Raw genomic sequence first — 17,106 nt, forward strand, 5'->3', positions numbered from 1 at the left:
AACGAAAATGCAAGTTTAGGTTTTGCGATAGATTCTGTTGATGATCGTATATTTCTTGATTTAAACACCGGTATTAAAAAAGCTGAGCTAAATATATTTACTAATTTTATAGAGTTTAACCACTCGCGGTTTGTAAATGATGATAAATGGTTTTTAACCGGCTCACCGAAAAGCACGATACAATTATGGCGTGTAAAAGATGGTACATTATTGGCTGAGTATAAAGCGACACAACTGCGCATTCGTGGCTCAGTTTTAGCTGTAGCGTATGATAAAGAAAATAAAACAATTGTCAGCGAAAGCAGTGATGGAGTACTAGAAGTTTGGCCGTATCAGCCTAAGTAAGCGACAATTTAATTGGATTTTAAAAGCCGTGTTTACTTAACAAACACGGCTTTTATAATTACCGCTTAGCGCTATTAATAATCAAACTTATGTTCAGTAAATAAGCTCTGTACTTGTTGCCATATTTTCCCTGGTTTGCCATCAGCGACCAGTTGACCGTTGAGTTTTACCACTGGGCCAACTTCTTTTGTGGCACTGGTGATCCACACTTCATCGGCTGCAAATAGTTCCTGCTTAGTAATAATACGTTCTTGAACTTTAAAGTCACTGTGGCTGTGTAATATCGTTAAAATTAACCAGCGAGTGATACCCGGTAAAATTTGGTTATCCAATGGTGGTGTGCTGATCACGCCATCTTTAACAATAAACACATTACTTGAGCTTGCTTCTGTAAGCTCATCTAAGCGATTGTATAAAATGGTTTCTTTATTGCCAGCCGCCGCACCATGCTGGTAATGAATCACGTTGCCGAGTAATGCGGTTGACTTGATGTGGCAACGCTGCCAGCGCTTATCTTGCTCAACGGATACAGTATAAGTCGTGGCGTTGTCGATATCACTAACGGGTTGTGCTGGAATTTCAAAGGCGTAGGCAAATACCGTAGGCGTAATACCACTCGGGTATGCATGAGCACGCTTAGTATCAGCGCCACGGCTAACGTGCAAATAAATACCAAGGTTTTCGCCGTGATTTTTCTCACACAGCTGCTGACAGATTTCACGCCATGTATCAGCTGTATAATCGAGTACAATTTCCAGTTCATTTAAACCATTTTTCATGCGTTCAATATGCGCTGCAAAGCCAAGCATGTTGCCATTATAGGCAGGGATCACTTCGTAAATACCATCGCCAAATAAAAAGCCTCTGTCCATTGGCGATATTTTTGCGTGCTCTGCGTTCATATAGTCGCCGTTTAAATACACCGTACTCATTATAAATCCTCATTCTGATTGGCAACATCGCTAAGCTGACGTAGTCTTGCGATGAGTTGTTGGCCATGCATAGCATGTAAGCCATCTTCGGTTAATTCGTTTTTGTGAGTAACGCCATCTACACTGCCACGTTCACTCAAATATTGCAGGATTGCTAAAGTATCGACTTCTGCGAGTAAGTCTTGGCTATGCCAGCGGCTTAAAAACGCAATAATGCCGTAAGCTGCCCAGTTTGATACATCCGCTAACAGCAGTTCATCGCAGCAAGTAAGGCACGGCATAATGCTCAGCTCAGTCATATATTGTGATAAATTGCCCATCCCTATTTCGTTACCGCCATCACCAATAGCTACCGTTGGGCAGGGTGCTTGGCTGACAAAAAAATCAAAACAACCACAATCAGCCGAAATATCAATACCACGCATATTGTAATATTTATTGCCGTGACACAGCCCAGGGCGCTCGATAGACAATACGCAATCTGGTTTTAACTCAGCCAGCGCAGCTTTGCTAAAAGCCATTGCATCAGTAAAATTATTCAGTGGCAATTCAAAACAGTTAAATTCATTTTTCAGTGCACTGTAAAGGGGGTTTCCACAGACTAAAATAGGATTTTTACCCAGCGTAATTAAAGCATTGTATAAAGCAATGGCGCCAACAGGGCCATCGGTTTCAAAGGTTTGCTTGACGGCAAAACCGGTACCAATGAGTACCGTACTTTTGGCATCAAATAACGACTTTGCAGCGCGCAGATAAGTCCCTGTCTGTTGATAGGCATAGAGATTTTGCATACCACGTAGGTTTTGTTCTACCATCATGGTTTCGATTGCTTGACTTAATTGTTCATCACTTAACGAGTGTGGCATAACGCTTTGATCTCTTGAATTAGGGCAATGCCTGCAGCGTTATCGCCATGCACACATAAACTGTCGGCGTGTAAAGGCAGTTGGTTGCCCGATTGTGTGGTTACGCAGCCGGTGGCGAGTAACTGTTTAACTTGCGCTATTAGCGCAGGTTTATCATGCACACTACCAGCAATTTTCCGTGATACTAATTGACCGTCATCGGTATATTGGCGATCAGCAAATGCTTCTAAAATTAATTCAAGGTTATATTGTTGAGCAAGTTGTTGATGTTGCTCTGCTTTCGCAGTGGCGAGAAGCATTAGTTTTAAAGGGCTCGGGTAACTGGCAACAGCTTGTATCACCGTGGTCAAAATTGTTTTATCGGCCATCATATCGTTATATAACGCGCCATGTGGCTTCACATACTCTAAAGTGAGGCCTTGAACTTTTGCCATGCCTTCAATTGCGGCTATTTGATAATGCAGGCAATTGCTTAGCTCTTGTGGTGTTAATGCCATGGAGCGACGCCCAAAGCCCTGTTTATCAGGATAGCTGGGGTGCGCGCCTATAATGACGTTATGTTGTTTAGCAAGCATCAGGGTGCGTGCTAGAACATCACTATCACCGCCATGAAAACCACAAGCAATATTAGCCATATCAATATGCGGCATTACCTCTTCATCAAGGCCCATTTGCCATGCACCAAAGCTTTCCCCTAAATCACAATTGAGCTTCATCATTATTCCCGTTTAAAAAGCCGAGATATGGGCGTTTTGAATGTCGGTGATCAGCATATGACCTGGGCTATGTGTAATGCAAAAATCAGGCGCAGCATTAGCTATGGCTACTTGCGGCGTGACACCACAGGCCCAAAATACCGGTACTTCACCGTCTTTAATGGTGACAGATTCACCAAAGTTAGGGCGATTAATATCTTTAATACCTATTGCAGCTGGATCCCCAAAGTGAACTGGCGCTCCATGCACATCTGGAAAGCGACTACATATTTGGATTGCCCGAATCGCATCTGCCGGCTTCATCGGTCGCATACTAACGACCATGTTAGCATGAAATATACCGGCGCTTTCGCAAGGAATATTAGTCATGTACATAGGTACATTTTTATTTTCCGTAATATTACGTATTTCTAGGCCCGCCAACTTTAACGACTCTTCAAATGAAAACGAGCAACCAATTAAAAAAGTGACCAAGTCATCGCGCCATTGCTCTTTGATATTCGTTACTTCTTCAATCAATTGGCCATTTTTAAAAATACGATAGCGAGGTATGTCAGTCCTAATATCTAAATCATGAGCAACATTTGGAATGCTGGTAGCTCCAGGCGTGCGGCTACTTGCTACAATTGGGCACGCTTTTTTGTTTGCTTGGCAAAATTGTAAAAAATCAAACGCATAGCGCTGGGGCAAAATCACTAAATTAGCCTGTACAAAGCCAGGAACAAAGCCCGATGTACTACCGGTATAATCTTCATTCCTGATCATATTACGAATAGCGTAAGGCGTAGTAAGTGATGCGTTATGTTGCATAGTATCCTCGTAAACTTTTAGTTGTTGTTAATGCCACTGACGGTAACAGGCAAAGTACCTTGCGCTGGCTTTTTACCAACTAGTACTTTTGCAAGAGCAGTAAAAGCTGGCCCTGCTACTTTAACATCATTATCTACATCTATGTTATACGCATAAGTTGCTAAAATTGCATCCGCATATTGGCCAAATGTGGCAATATCGTATGGTGCTCGTAAACTAACAAAAACGGTTTTCTTATCAGCTTGTTGCGCTTGCTGAAGCAGTTTTTCAAGTGCCGGACCTTGCGCCGATTTTGCAATTGCAAATGCAGGGTTATCAGCAAGGTCATCCATGCCGCCAATTTCTACCGCGCTTTGGTTTGGTGATGCATTGCCTGCAATGATGATATCCGCTTCATTGATTGCTTTTAACGTCGCAGTGGGCTCAAAGCCTTGTAAACTGGTGCAGCTAAATGCAAGTGGTTGCTGAGTATTTTCTGCAATTGCCTGTTGTAGCGCCAAACACTTGCGGGTATCAGGCATGATGATATGTACTTTACTATTTTTCGTCAGTTTAATCGGTAAAGTGTGCTGGTCATTTTTAACTTGGGTAATGGCGGCAAGAGCCAGCTCAGCTTCGACTTTGCGATGATTATTATCACCGAGAATAAGTTGTGCTTTTTGCATTGCTAACGATTCGTCAAGCTCTGTGGTCAGTTTAAATTTACTTTTTAAATTGATGATGCGTTGAGCAGAGATAGCGACTTCGTCGGCTTGTAAATTACCTTTTTTAACTTCGCTCACTAAGCGGCTGATCAGTTTATCTAATACGACTAAATCTTTTGGACTACGAATTTCAATTGGCATCAAAGCAATATCAACCCCAGCAGCAAAAGTATTTACAACGGCTTCAATTGGTTCGAAAAAGTGGCTAATACCAGCCATATCTAGCGCATCGGTGATCACTACACCTTGATAGCCCATTTCATCGCGTAATAATTCGCTGATGATTTTATGCGACATCGTCGCAGGTTTGATCATGGTTTTGCCATCTTTACTAACAAATGTGCTGCTATCCAGTGCTGGGTACTGAATATGCGCAGTCATGATCATGCCAGGGTTTTGCTTTTTAATAATAGTTTGAAACGGAGGTAAATCTTTTTCCCAGATAGTTTCTTTATCGTGCATTACTTTTGGCAAGCCGGTGTGGCTATCAACGTTTGTATCACCATGGCCTGGAAAGTGTTTCAGTGAGGTAATTACGCCATTACCTTCAAAGCCAGCAACTTGTGCGCCACCTAAAATACTCACAAGTGTTGGATCTTCACCGTATGAGCGCACATTAATAACCGGGTTATCAGGGTTCATGTTTACATCAACAGTTGGTGCATAGTTAACATTCACACCAATGGCTTTTAATTCATCAGCAATCACTTGTGCAGATTGTGTAGCAAACTTGGTGCCGTGAACCGCATAACTTGCGCCAATCGACATATTACCAGTAAATGAAGTGGCAATATCACGAGGAATACGTGCAACACGTCCGCCTTCTTGGTCAATTGAAATAAATAATGGTGCGCCTAAGCTCGACTTTGCAGCAGCTTGTTGCATAGCATTATTTAATTTAACGATTTGCGCAATATTATCGATATTTTCAGCAAATAAGATCACCCCACCAATATTATGTTTAGTGATCACCTTGGCTAAATCTGCAGGTAATTCAGTGACTGCATTACGGCATTTTTGCTCAGGTGTGTTCTCGCTGTCTTGCTCACAATAATAACGAAAATCGAGCATCAGCTTTTGGCCAAGCTGTTGCTCAAGGGTTAAATTGGTCGCTGCAAAGGTCGATTTCATTGGTAATAAACACCCTAGTCCAAAGAGAATTGATGATATGGCAAACTTATTTAACACAGTAGGCTCCAAAGCTGAATTGCTTATTTTATTTATGAATATTTTATTCCTGATGGTAATGCCATTTTGGATTAAAATACAACATATTTTTGTCACATTAACGGTTTTTTTGCAGAACTGCAAAAACCACCGACGAATCACATGCTTGCCTGATCATTACATAAATATTAAGAGTTAATAGTTATTTAGATGAAAAAAATAATATTAGACGAGCTTTTATTAATGGTAATTCGCTCTTATTTCAAGTAATAATATATTCCATAATGCTTGGTGGGTCGCCAAGCGAGTAAATTAACAGAACGCAAAGGGGCAAATAATGGCAACAGCACTGACACTATTTCAACAACAACTCAGTGATAAGCTGCCTGCTTCGGCGTTTATTGAAGATTACCCTAGGCGCTATGCTTTTGGCACTGATGCCAGCTTTTATCGTTTAGTGCCGCAATTAATAGTACTGGTTGCTGATCAGCAACAAGCGCAACAGGTCATCAGTGCCGCTGCAACATATAAAGTTGCCATTACTTTTCGTGCCGCCGGTACTAGCCTATCAGGCCAAGCAATTACAGATTCTGTATTAGTGCTGCTTAGTGATTGCTGGTCTGGTTATCAAATTGAAGATAACGGCGCTGCCATTCGGTTAGAGCCAGCTATTATTGGTGCTCGTGCCAATGCCGTACTTGCGCCTTTTGGCCGTAAAATTGGCCCTGATCCCGCTTCAATCAATAGTTGTAAAATCGCTGGCATGGCAGCCAACAATTCATCAGGTATGTGCTGTGGCGTGGCACAAAATAGTTACCATACAGTAAAGGACATGACCTTAATCTTCGCTGACGGTACAGTGCTTGATACACGCTGTGAGCAAAGCCGTTCTAAATTTTTACATAGCCATCAACCGTTTATTAACGATATCACTGCGCTTGCCCAGCAGGTTACAAATAATCCTGAGTTGGCACAGCGTATCGCTCATAAATACCGCTTAAAAAATACCACTGGTTATGGTTTAAACGCGCTAATTGATTACACTGATCCGATTGAGATCATTAAGCATTTAATGATTGGCTCTGAAGGTACGCTGGGGTTTATTGCTGATATTACTTACCACACGGTGATTGATCATGCTCATAAAAGCTCAGCGTTTATTATTTTTGATGATATAAGCCAAGTCTGTGAATTAGTAAAGCAGCTAGCAACGCTTGATGTAGCGGCGGTTGAGTTATTGGATAAGCGCTCGCTCCTGTGCGTCGCGCATCATGACATCATGCCTAAAGATGTTCATAACTACCCAGCAGATAGTGCAGCATTATTAATCGAAGTACGTGCAGAAGACGCAACAAAATTAGTTAATTTACAACAACAAGTGGATCAGCTTGTCGCACATTTTAGCGCCCATCAATTAGCGATTATGGCGTTTTCAACAGATGCTAAGCGCAATGCATCATTATGGAATATTCGTAAAGGTACGTTCCCGGCAGTTGGTGCAGTGCGCGAAAATGGCACCACTGTGATCATTGAAGACGTGGCTTTTGAGCTGGATGTATTAGCTCAGGGTGTTAAAGCTCTGCATCAATTATTTGATAAATACAGTTACGATGAAGCGATTATTTTTGGCCATGCCTTAGCGGGTAATTTGCATTTTGTATTTACCCAAGCGTTCGATACACCAGCGCAAGTAGCGCGTTATGAGCAATTTATGCGGGACGTGTCGCAACTGGTGGCGGTTGAACTGAATGGCTCATTAAAAGCTGAGCATGGTACTGGGCGAAATATGGCGCCGTTTGTGGCAACTGAATGGGGCACTGATGGTTTTGCTGTGATGCAACGTATTAAACAATTGTTTGATAAAGACCACATTTTAAACCCAGGAGTGATCATCAATACCGATGAAAACTGCCATATTCAACATTTAAAAACCATGCCTAGCAGCGACGATATAATCGACAAATGTATTGAGTGTGGTTTTTGCGAAACCGTATGCCCATCAAAAGGACTCACCTTAACGCCGCGCCAACGTATTACGCTGTGGCGACGTCGCACTGAATTGGTTAATCAACTTAGTAACACCGGTGATATTAGCGAAAAACAGCACATTAATCGTCAGCTCAGCAGTATCGAAAAAGATTTTCAATATTTAGGTATTGATAGCTGTGCAGCAACCGGGCTGTGTGGCATGAAATGCCCCGTTGGTATTAACACCGGTGAATTTATAAAATCCCTGAGGGCAAAAAAGCAACTCAATGCAAAAGTGGCGCCGCGCATAGCCAGTTTTGCGGTCAAACATTTTGCGGTATTAGCAAATACAGCACGCTTTGGTTTAACCAGTATGGCGATGGTGCGAAACATCATTGGTGCACAGGCACTGCGTACTTTAACCAAACCTACTAATAAGCTGATTGGCACCCCACTTTATTATTCAGCGTGGCCAAGGGGGAGCAGCCAATTAATCACAGCATAGTACAGGCACAACAGCCTGATAAAGTGGTTTATCTTCCCAGTTGTGCCAGCAGGGTGTTTGCAGCCGATGAGCAAGCGGATGATCGCCGCTCAATTATGCAAGTTATGCATAGCCTCGCGACTAAAGCGGGAATTGAACTGTTACTGCCGATGCAAATTAATGGGCTATGTTGTGGCATGCCCTTTGCCAGTAAAGGTTTACCTGAACAGGCAAAAAGTAAAGCTGAGCAGTTACTCGATATCGCGCAGCAGGTGTCTGAAAATGGTCGTTACCCGATTATTTTTGACGCCAGTCCATGTGCATTAACAAGCAATGAAGCAGCGCAACAGCGCGGTTTAACAGTACTCGAAAGCGCTGAGTTTGCTTATCAATATTTATTGCCTAAGCTGACCATCACAGCCCAACCAGAGCCGGTTATGTTACATGTTACCTGTAGTAGCAAACGCCGTGGCAGTGAACAACAACTTGTTGCCGTAGCTAAAGCATGCAGTAACGAAGTAATTATTCCGGCTGATATTGAATGTTGTGGCTTTGCCGGCGATAAGGGCTTTAACTTGCCAGAGCTAAATGCTAATGCATTAAAAACGCTGCGTAACCAAGTGCCTCAAAATTGCAGTAGCGGTATTTCTAATAGCCGCAGTTGTGAAATTGGCTTAACTCAGCACAGCGGTATTAACTACCAATCTGTGCTGTATTTATTAGATAAAGTGAGTCAAGCAGCCTCTTGATGAGGCTTCGACATTATACTTTCCAAAAAATCCCGCGTTTATAGCACGCATACATCACTAGATAAGAGGCGAGTAAAAATAGCAACGAATAGCTAAAAGAGCCTAAATAATTACCAAATAGCGGTTGTAATACTTGATTAAATATAGCACCTTTTAAACTTGTATCAGCCACTGGGATCATAATTAAAATACGCGCTACGATGCCAGCAAACATAAAGAACAAAATAGCGTTAGCGCCAAACACTAAAAACGGCGCACTCCACAAGCGAACTTTACGAATATCGAGAATATAGCTACACAGTGCATAGCATAACATCGCTAGTCCTGAGCTGATTATTACATAGCTTGGTGTCCATAGTGCTTTGTTTATTGGTATTAAAAGTGAAAGTAAGCACCCGCAAACAATGCTTGTAATAGCCACTAGGGTAAATATTCTGACTTGTTTGCCAAGGTTTTTTCAGTGCTAATATAGTATCTGCATAATATTCCTGATAATGCCGTTGCAATTGCAGGTAAGGTTGAGAGTATTCCTTCTGGATCAAATGCTAAAGGTTTTGCTGTGGCATAGTAAACATGATTTGCACCGAGCAGTAAATTATCAAGCCAAGCGCTGAGGTTATTACCATGCAGCCACAGCCCTTTAACGATTTCACCGTTAGGCAATGAATAGGGCGTATATATCATTAACGCGCCGTACCCGATGAGTAAGCTCACAAAGGTAAGCGCAATATACTTTGGTTTTATATAAAGGTAACAAGCTAAGGCAATCAGATAAACTAGACCGATGCGTTGTAAAACGCCCATGATCCTAATACCTGCTAAACGTTCATCTAGCCAGCTGAAATTAGGATCGCGAAAATTATAGTAGAACAGGGCTAAAAACCAACCTAATGCAACTAGCTTTACCGTACGCACTACACCAGATCTGAGTATACTTTGTTTAGTCACTCCTTTTGTCAGCATGGCATTAACCGATAGTGTGATCGACATCCCAACAATAAAAATAAAAAATGGGAAAATTAAATCAGTGGGTGTTAGGCCATGCCAATCAGCATGTTTAAGCGGCCAGTACAGAGATACCCAAACCACCTCAAGATCCGAGTTTCAGTTGGAATTAAAAGCGATGTAGGCCAGGCATTGATTGCAAGTAATAGTGGTTCTATTGTTAAAATCAATAACGTAGTATAAATCGCTTTTAAACCAACCCGTTGGGCGTTTCACAGGCACTTACTCTCATCGTTGTTACTTCTTAAAAGGGACTGCCATTGTTGCAAAGTAACGCCTTGATATTAAGCCCCTGTGCAACGCTGAATTCTGTATCATGAGGTGGTTTGGGTATATAACCAACTTCCTGGGTTATTGACTAGAATCATCGCAGTGATAGTGAACCCTCGCAGTACATCTAAGGCGAGCAAACGATGACTGGGTAATTGTGACAATATATTCTGGCAGTGATGTTTAACCATAACGTTCTTTTATTTGTTATTTGTCTTTTAATTGTAATAATTTATTCATTTTGAGCAAGGTAAATTTTCTTCGCTTATTTTGTTAAAAGCGCAAACAGATAAATTGATTTTTCTATGGGGAAACAGCAATCGCTTAGCGCAAGCTCAGCAACAAGTTGTTGCATAAGTTCAACTGGCATGTAGTGAAAATTCAAATAATATTACAAGTATTTGAATTTAAAATTTTTATGTCGCGAGAGCCAAGCTGAGCGCGGTCTAAAAATTGCATAGAGATAAATTATTAGCCGTTGGGAACAACAGAAATAAGTACTTTACGAGCTTTTAGCTGGATCGTATGGGAGCTATTTGCTATCATTTATCGTTAGTATAATTGCCAAGGAAATACAAGGCCAGCATAGAGAAGTAAGTATTTTGCTAGGCCGTGTTAATATCAATCTTGATTTAAAAAAGTTAATCTTATTTTTAGCTATTTCAGTGACTGTGATCACCTTTCTAAATGGCTTTTATTCCAGCTACCAAGTACAAAAACAGCAGCTACAATCGCAAACCTTAAAAAACCATAATGCGTATGCCGCTAAACTTGTCTCTGCCACTGACCGGTTTCTACTGGCTGCTCAGCAGCAACTCGCTTATTCAGCAAAAATTCTTGCAATCCAATTTAATGATGCAAACACTCTTGCGCAAGAGGCGCAGCGACTTAGGTTGCAAACTGATAGCTTTAACTCAACGGTTGTCGTTGACAAAAATGGTGTGGTATTAGCCCATTCACCATTGAGTCTAAAGCTAAAAGGTCAACTTTTAGAAAGTGATGGTGCAAAACAAGCACTAGCGAATAAAAAGCCAATGATCAGTGAGCCTTATATTTCTGCGGTAGGGAACCTCGTGATAGTTATTTCGCATCCGATATTTAACTCTCAAGGTGAATACCTTGGCTACATAGGAGGGACATTATATCTAAAACAAAAAGGGATTTTACACGACTTACTGCAAGTACATTTTCATAAAGACGGCTCATATATCTATGTTGTTGATAAGAATAGGCGCTTACTTTATCACCCTGATGTTGCTCGGATCGGTGAACAAGTTTTTGGCAATCCAGTGATCGAAGCGGTGCTAAGAGGTGAAAGCGGCACTAGGCAGTTAATTAATAGTCAAAACATTGTCATGCTGGCAGGTTATGCACCATTAAAAAGTGCCTCTTGGGGCATTGTCACACAACGACCATTAGACGCTACATTTGCGCCATTAGACGATTTAATGATGAATGTTTTATATCGAACCCTGCCAGTAGGGTTGGCAACCTTTATATTTATTTGGGTGCTAGCTCGGTTAATTTCAAAGCCGTTAAGGCAACTTGCAGAAACGGCTAAAACACTTGATAACCCGTCAACTTCGCAACAGTTAAAGCAAGTGCGGTCTTGGTATTATGAAAGCTCTGAACTGCGTTTAGCTATGCTAAAAGGAGTCGGCTTATTACAAAACCAGATTGGTCTATTACAGCATGAAGCACAAACAGATCCACTTACGGGCTTACATAACAGACGTAGCCTGGAGCTCATGTTAGATCAATTAACTTTACAGCAAACACCCTTCACTGTGCTTGCTATCGATATTGATTTTTTTAAGCGTGTTAATGATGAGTTTGGCCATGATATTGGTGATATTGTTTTGCAATCGTTGGCTAAAATTATTGTTGATGTAACCCGTGAAAATGATTTTGTTGCACGTACGGGGGAGAAGAGTTTATTGTTATATTACCAAATATTAACGCCAAATCAGCTTATCAACTTGCGGAACGATTACGTATGCGTGTATCAGAAACAATCATCGAACCAGTAGGAAGTATCAACATATCAATAGGTATTTCTGGCTGGCCACTGATGCAATTGAGTGTTGAAGAGATACTCAAACAAGCGGATCAGGCTTTATACAAAGCGAAAAAAACGGGTCGTAATCGGTGTATTATTGATTCTCAGTTTATCCAATCTGATGATTCTCAGTTTATCCAATCTGAACTTGTCGAGCAGGAATAATTTATTGGCAATGGCTTTTAACTATGCAATATTAATAGCCTGTTTTTAATGTTATAAGCTACTACAATGTTGTTAAATATCAGTTTTAAACTAATGTCACTGCTTGGAGTGTATGCTTTAAGCAGTGCAGCAATTGCCCATGACGCTAACGCTACATTTTCCGACCCAGCTCAAAGCTATCGTAGTGAGTTTGTTGATGTTGCAACGTTAATACCGACCGCATTATTTGATATTCGCTATTTTAGTGGGCAAAACTTTGTTGGTAAACCAATCGAAGGTTATAACGCGCCTAAATGCTTATTGCATAAAACGGCAGCTGCAGCGCTGGTAAAAGCACATTCTCAGGCGGAGCAAGCAGGTTATAATTTTAAAATCTATGATTGTTATCGGCCACAACGAGCCGTTGACCACTTTGTGCGTTGGGTTAACGACGAAACTGACACAAAAACCAAAGCTGCGTATTACCCTAATTTAGGAAAAGATCAGTTACTCGGTGATTATATCGCAGCTAAATCAGGCCACAGCCGTGGTTCAACAATTGATTTAACTTTGACTGATAGTCAAGGCAAAGCATTAAATATGGGCTCATTGTTTGATATGTTCGATACCATCTCAAATACCGATGATCCGCGTATTACTCAAGATCAACAAGCAAACAGATATAAGTTAAAAAATATCATGTTGGCCGCTGGATTTTCGCCTTACGCAATGGAGTGGTGGCACTTTACCTATCAGCCACAAGCCTATCCAAATACTTATTTTGATTTTGTGGTGCAGTGAGGGGCTAGCGAGTTAAAAACAGTAAAGTTAGTGAGCTGAACTAAGTACATCTATTCAGCCCACTAATTTATACACTCATAATGAGGCGGTATATAGCCATTGCTAGTTACAGGCGCGAAATTAGTTTCGCGCCTTGATCGTTAAGCAGGAAATAGCTAGTTTCTAACTTTCCCATCCGTAGCTTGTTTTTACTGAACGGTTGCTTTTAAACCACGGCGTTTTAATAACGCTGAGGTGTCAGGCTCTTGACCGCGGAACGCTTTGAACGACTCCATTAGGTCACGTGAGTTACCAACTTCTAAGATCTCTTTACGGTATTTATCGCCCATTTTACGGGTTAAACCGCCTTGCTCTTGAACGTAAGCAAATGCATCGGCCGCTAAAATTTCACTCCACATGTATGCGTAGTAGCCCGCTGAGTAACCGCCACCCATTGAGTGTGAGAAGAACGCAGACTTATAACGCGGTGGCACAAATGGCACATTTACACCGTGCTTAGTTAGTGCTTGTTGCTCAAATTTCTCAATATCTTGTAACGGGGCATCAGCAGGCAATGAGTGCCATTCCATATCTAAAAGTGCCGCTGCAACGTACTCAAGGGTGTCATAGCCTTGGTTGAAGCTACGTGATTGAATTACTTTAGTCAGTAACTCATCAGGAATTGGCTCACCTGTTTCGTGGTGTTTTGCATAGTTTGCGATAACTTCAGGATACATAGCCCAATCTTCTTCAAACGTTGATGGGAACTCAACGAAGTCACGAGATACTGAAGTACCCGATAAAGTTGGGTATTTCACGTTCGAGAACATACCATGTAGGCCGTGACCCAATTCGTGGAAGATAGTTGTTGTTTCGTCATAGCTGATTAGCGTTGGTTCACCTTTGGCGCCTTTTTGAATGTTCATTACATTCACAACCACAGGCTTTTGTTCTTTTAAGCCAGATTGTTTTACAAACGAGCTCATCCATGCGCCACCACGTTTGCCTTCACGCGCAAAGTAATCAGCAAAGAAAATCGCAAGGCTCTTACCATCAGCATCAAATAGCTCATATGCTTTTACATCTGGGTGATAAACCGGAATATCAGTGCGTGGTTTGAAAGTAATGCCATATAAGCGGTTCATGGTAAAGAATACGCCGTCTTCTAGTACACGATTAAACTCAAAGTATTCTTTTACTGCATTTTCGTCTAAGTTGTACTTATCTTTACGTACTTGCTCTGCGTAGAATAGCCAATCCCAAGGCTGTAGCTTAAATTGATCGCCAGACTCATCGATTTTCGCTTGGATCGCAGCAGCTTCAGCATTAACGTTTTGCATCAACGCAGGGATCATGCTGGCAAACATATCAAATACTGCTTCTGGTTTCTTCGCCATTTGTGATTCTAATCCAAACGCAGCCCAACTGTCGTAACCAAGTAGTTTTGCTTTTTGAGCACGTAGCTGAGCTAGTTCAGCCACGATTTCGCGGTTACTATTTTCACCCGATAGCGCACGCTCTGATGATGCACGCCATACTTTTTCACGTAGCTCACGGTTTTTAAGCGCTGCTAAAATTGGTTGGCGCGTTGTGTTAGTGATTTTTATCAGATATTTACCTGAGTGACCCGCTTGTGTTGCAGCATTGGCAAGTTGCTCTATTTGGCCTGCTGATAAACCATCAAGCAGCGCTTTATCGTCAACGATAACAACATTGCTGTTAGTCAATGCTAGTAAGTTTTGTGAAAACTGAGTGGTTAAGCTTGAGTGCTTGGTATTGATATCACGAATTTGTTGTTTTTGTTCTGCGTTTAATTTTGCGCCCGCTCTGATAAAGCGTTTGTAGTAAACGTCGAGTAAGCGAGTTTCTTCAGCTGTTAAAGCCAGAGTGTCTGACTCTGCGTGTAATGTTGCTACTTTTTCAAATAATGCTTTATTTAAGAAAATGTTGTCGCTGTGTGCTGCCATTTTTGGCGCTAGCTCTTTTTGTATCTCACGACGCGTTGGGTTTGAGTCACTGCCTGCTAGGTTATAGAAAATGCTACGGGTACGGGTTAATAATTCCCCACTTTCTTCAAGCGCAACAATTGTATTAGCAAAATCAGGCTTAGCAGGATTATTGATAATCGTTTGTACTTCAGCCATTTGCTCAGCCATACCTTGATTAAAAGCCGGCATAAAGTGTTCGTCTTTAATCGCATTGAAATCTGGCGTTTCGTATTGTAAAACGCTTTTCACTAACAGTGGATTAGCTTGCTGTACTTGATCAGCTGTAGCCGTTTGTTCGGCTTTAATGTTGTTTGCTGTTGTTTGGGGCTCAGAACAGGCTGTTAATAATAACGCTGAACTGATCGCGGTTGCTAATAAGTGTTTCATTATTTTTCTCTTATCATTTTTAAAAATTAAATTGTGCCGATATAAGCGCAGTAAGCGCTTTGTAAATCAGCAGGTGCCTGCTGTCATAAAAGTTGAAGTGCACAAAAAATAGCAGCAAAGCGCAATTAAATGGGGCAAATATCACTATGTGCTCAATGGCCCAAGCATACTGCAGATAACTACTAATAATCTCACCTATTGAGATAAGGCGATTATTAGCTGCGATAAGTGGTGAAATCTCACTAAGAATGGAATATATTTTTACTTTTACGCAATTTTTTCAGTGAGTTTTCAAATATGTGATAGATTGCAAAAAATGATGCTGAGCAATCAACTGTAACAAAAAAAGTAACACTCATCGGTGATAGAAAAAATTACTCAACGCGCCTTAAGTATTGGCTAAGGTAAATAAAGACTCGAAAGGGGGTTGACATAATTTATTAACCCTGTATAGTTTGCTGCAGCTAGAAAGAAAGCATGAAAGCTATAAATCTCCATTTCGATGTTGTATAAGTAATACTTGTAGTACCGTCCTGAAGTTTTTAAAGTACCATCTCATTTTTTGCTACACCGCTCACTAGAGCAATTATTTTATTTTTATATCAGGATATTACAATGTCAAACATCGTATCAGGTACAGTTAAGTGGTTCAACGAGTCTAAAGGTTTTGGTTTCATCGAGCAAGAAAATGGCCCAGACGTTTTCGCACATTTCTCAGCAATCAAAAGCGAAGGTTTCAAAACTTTAGCTGAAGGCCAACGTGTAGAGTTCACTCTTTCACAAGGTCAAAAAGGTCCACAAGCAGAGAACATCACTGCTGTATAATTTTACCTTTTAGGTAGAATAAAAAAAGCAAGCTTAGGCTTGCTTTTTTGTGTTTTAAAATTGACGTAACTTGCTCCCCCTCCTATTCTTTATCTATTATTATTATTCTGTAACGAGATAGATTATCTACCGATTACTTATCCTAGTGTTTAGCCTTGGATTCACTTTTACTTGCGCTGCAAAGCCAATAATTACTATTTTTACTGAACAGTTTCCCCCTTATAATTTTTCGAATAAAGGGCAGCTGCAAGGGATTAATTTAGATATTGTGCGTACGTTGTGTGAGCTTTCACAAGTGGAGTGCAAATTTGAGCTGTTGCCTTGGGCAAGGGCATACGATTTAGTGCAAAAAAATCAGCTCTCAGGGCTAGTATCAACCGCTCGCAGTGCTGAGCGAGAAGATTTATTTTACTGGGTTGGCCCATTGGTTTCTTCACGTACATTTTTTTATCGTCTTCGCGACAACAAACACATTAATCCAACTGATATTACTCAAGTTAGTGCATACACCTTAGGTGTCGTTAGAGGCAATATTTATGAGGGGCTAGTGGAGAGTATTGGTTTCCAACAAGATAAAAACTTATTAAAAGTAGCTCATCACTATGAATATATGAACCTATTTTTTAAAAATAAAATCGATTTAATTCTCGGCTCAGAGTTTGCCTTAGATTACCAACTGCAGCAATTTGGTCATGGTGGTAAAGAAGTCGTCAAACTAGTTGAGCTACCAGTAAATACATTACAGGGTAACTACGTAGTATTTAATAAAGAGATGCCTATTGAAATAGTTGAACGCTTCAATGAGCAGTTAGAAAAACTTAAAGCGGTGGATAACTTTGACGCTTATCGGCATCGTTATGTACAATAGCTAGTTAATGAGCCGTTATTAATTGACGGTATTTTTCAG

14 protein-coding genes and 1 pseudogene are annotated in these 17,106 nt (G+C 41.0%); 7 read left to right on the forward strand and 8 right to left on the reverse strand.

The window, feature by feature from the left end; genetic code table 11:
• Positions 1-210 precede the first annotated feature (210 nt).
• Positions 211-345: a hypothetical protein gene (locus P4S61_RS22385; RefSeq protein ID WP_337119237.1), complete on the forward strand. Its 135-nt coding sequence runs from the start codon at positions 211-213 to the stop codon at positions 343-345.
• A 74-nt stretch (positions 346-419) separates the two neighbouring features.
• Here the strand turns inward: P4S61_RS22385 and P4S61_RS22390 are convergent, their stop codons facing one another.
• From P4S61_RS22390 to P4S61_RS22410, 5 genes are read right to left on the reverse strand one after another with little or no spacing between them, the layout of a single operon-like run.
• Positions 420-1,277 (reverse strand): aminotransferase class IV, encoded by an 858-nt coding sequence (locus P4S61_RS22390; protein WP_145238837.1) that lies wholly within the window; start codon positions 1,275-1,277, stop codon positions 420-422.
• Positions 1,277-2,143 carry a glutamate cyclase domain-containing protein gene (locus tag P4S61_RS22395; RefSeq protein ID WP_182731975.1) on the reverse strand — a complete coding sequence of 289 codons (867 nt, stop codon included), beginning with the start codon at positions 2,141-2,143 and terminating at the stop codon, positions 1,277-1,279. The genes P4S61_RS22390 and P4S61_RS22395 overlap by 1 nt, the downstream gene beginning before the upstream one ends.
• Positions 2,128-2,859: a 5-oxoprolinase subunit PxpA gene (locus P4S61_RS22400; protein ID WP_337119293.1), complete on the reverse strand. Its 732-nt coding sequence runs from the start codon at positions 2,857-2,859 to the stop codon at positions 2,128-2,130. The genes P4S61_RS22395 and P4S61_RS22400 overlap by 16 nt, the downstream gene beginning before the upstream one ends.
• A gap of 12 nt (positions 2,860-2,871) precedes the next feature.
• Positions 2,872-3,669: a putative hydro-lyase gene (locus tag P4S61_RS22405; RefSeq protein ID WP_149980357.1), complete on the reverse strand. Its 798-nt coding sequence runs from the start codon at positions 3,667-3,669 to the stop codon at positions 2,872-2,874.
• Positions 3,670-3,686: 17 nt separating this feature from the next.
• Positions 3,687-5,504: a glycoside hydrolase family 3 protein gene (locus P4S61_RS22410; RefSeq protein WP_337119238.1), complete on the reverse strand. Its 1,818-nt coding sequence runs from the start codon at positions 5,502-5,504 to the stop codon at positions 3,687-3,689.
• Between the two features lie 373 nt (positions 5,505-5,877).
• On the opposite strand from P4S61_RS22410, the gene P4S61_RS22415 reads away from it, so the two are divergent.
• Together P4S61_RS22415 and P4S61_RS22420 are read left to right on the forward strand one after the other, a co-directional pair.
• Positions 5,878-8,013: an FAD-binding and (Fe-S)-binding domain-containing protein gene (locus P4S61_RS22415; protein ID WP_337119239.1), complete on the forward strand. Its 2,136-nt coding sequence runs from the start codon at positions 5,878-5,880 to the stop codon at positions 8,011-8,013.
• Complete coding sequence (locus P4S61_RS22420) at positions 7,977-8,741, forward strand: (Fe-S)-binding protein (protein ID WP_337119240.1); 765 nt, start codon at positions 7,977-7,979, stop codon at positions 8,739-8,741. Before P4S61_RS22415 ends, P4S61_RS22420 begins: the two co-directional genes overlap by 37 nt.
• A 13-nt stretch (positions 8,742-8,754) precedes the next feature.
• Here P4S61_RS22420 and P4S61_RS22425 read toward each other — a convergent pair whose 3' ends face one another.
• Both P4S61_RS22425 and P4S61_RS22430 read right to left on the reverse strand, forming a co-directional pair.
• Positions 8,755-9,057, reverse strand: coding sequence for a hypothetical protein (locus tag P4S61_RS22425; protein ID WP_257326729.1), 303 nt, complete (start codon positions 9,055-9,057; stop codon positions 8,755-8,757).
• Between the two features lie 104 nt (positions 9,058-9,161).
• Entirely contained in the window at positions 9,162-9,830 is a 669-nt protein-coding gene (locus tag P4S61_RS22430) for a DUF5009 domain-containing protein (protein WP_337119241.1), read from the reverse strand.
• Between the two features lie 857 nt (positions 9,831-10,687).
• Between P4S61_RS22430 and P4S61_RS22435 the strand changes: the two are divergent.
• Positions 10,688-12,240, forward strand: a pseudogene (locus P4S61_RS22435) (sensor domain-containing diguanylate cyclase).
• Positions 12,241-12,306: 66 nt separating this feature from the next.
• Positions 12,307-13,020, forward strand: coding sequence for a M15 family metallopeptidase (locus P4S61_RS22440; protein ID WP_337119242.1), 714 nt, complete (start codon positions 12,307-12,309; stop codon positions 13,018-13,020).
• Between the two features lie 188 nt (positions 13,021-13,208).
• Here the strand turns inward: P4S61_RS22440 and P4S61_RS22445 are convergent, their stop codons facing one another.
• Positions 13,209-15,374, reverse strand: coding sequence for a M3 family metallopeptidase (locus tag P4S61_RS22445; protein WP_145238813.1), 2,166 nt, complete (start codon positions 15,372-15,374; stop codon positions 13,209-13,211).
• A gap of 615 nt (positions 15,375-15,989) precedes the next feature.
• Here P4S61_RS22445 and P4S61_RS22450 point away from each other — a divergent pair.
• Entirely contained in the window at positions 15,990-16,199 is a 210-nt protein-coding gene (locus tag P4S61_RS22450) for a cold-shock protein (protein ID WP_058559473.1), read from the forward strand.
• Positions 16,200-16,344: 145 nt separating this feature from the next.
• On the forward strand, positions 16,345-17,067 hold the full coding sequence (locus P4S61_RS22455; RefSeq protein WP_145238810.1) for a substrate-binding periplasmic protein: 723 nt from the start codon (positions 16,345-16,347) through the stop codon (positions 17,065-17,067).
• The last annotated feature ends 39 nt before the right edge of the window (positions 17,068-17,106 follow it).

Source organism: Pseudoalteromonas sp. B160 (genome assembly GCF_037162485.1).
GTDB lineage: Bacteria > Pseudomonadota > Gammaproteobacteria > Enterobacterales > Alteromonadaceae > Pseudoalteromonas > Pseudoalteromonas rhizosphaerae.

Bases quoted from the DNA above. Each gene is read 5' to 3' on its own strand.
- P4S61_RS22450 (WP_058559473.1), top strand. From the start codon at position 15,990: ATGTCAAACATCGTATCAGGTACAGTTAAGTGGTTCAACGAGTCTAAA.
- P4S61_RS22390 (WP_145238837.1), bottom strand. From the start codon at position 1,277: ATGAGTACGGTGTATTTAAACGGCGACTATATGAACGCAGAGCACGCA.
- P4S61_RS22405 (WP_149980357.1), bottom strand. From the start codon at position 3,669: ATGCAACATAACGCATCACTTACTACGCCTTACGCTATTCGTAATATG.
- P4S61_RS22415 (WP_337119239.1), top strand. From the start codon at position 5,878: ATGGCAACAGCACTGACACTATTTCAACAACAACTCAGTGATAAGCTG.
- P4S61_RS22445 (WP_145238813.1), bottom strand. From the start codon at position 15,374: ATGAAACACTTATTAGCAACCGCGATCAGTTCAGCGTTATTATTAACA.
- P4S61_RS22440 (WP_337119242.1), top strand. From the start codon at position 12,307: ATGTTGTTAAATATCAGTTTTAAACTAATGTCACTGCTTGGAGTGTAT.
- P4S61_RS22425 (WP_257326729.1), bottom strand. From the start codon at position 9,057: ATGTTATGCTATGCACTGTGTAGCTATATTCTCGATATTCGTAAAGTT.
- P4S61_RS22395 (WP_182731975.1), bottom strand. From the start codon at position 2,143: ATGCCACACTCGTTAAGTGATGAACAATTAAGTCAAGCAATCGAAACC.
- P4S61_RS22400 (WP_337119293.1), bottom strand. From the start codon at position 2,859: ATGAAGCTCAATTGTGATTTAGGGGAAAGCTTTGGTGCATGGCAAATG.
- P4S61_RS22410 (WP_337119238.1), bottom strand. From the start codon at position 5,504: ATGAAATCGACCTTTGCAGCGACCAATTTAACCCTTGAGCAACAGCTT.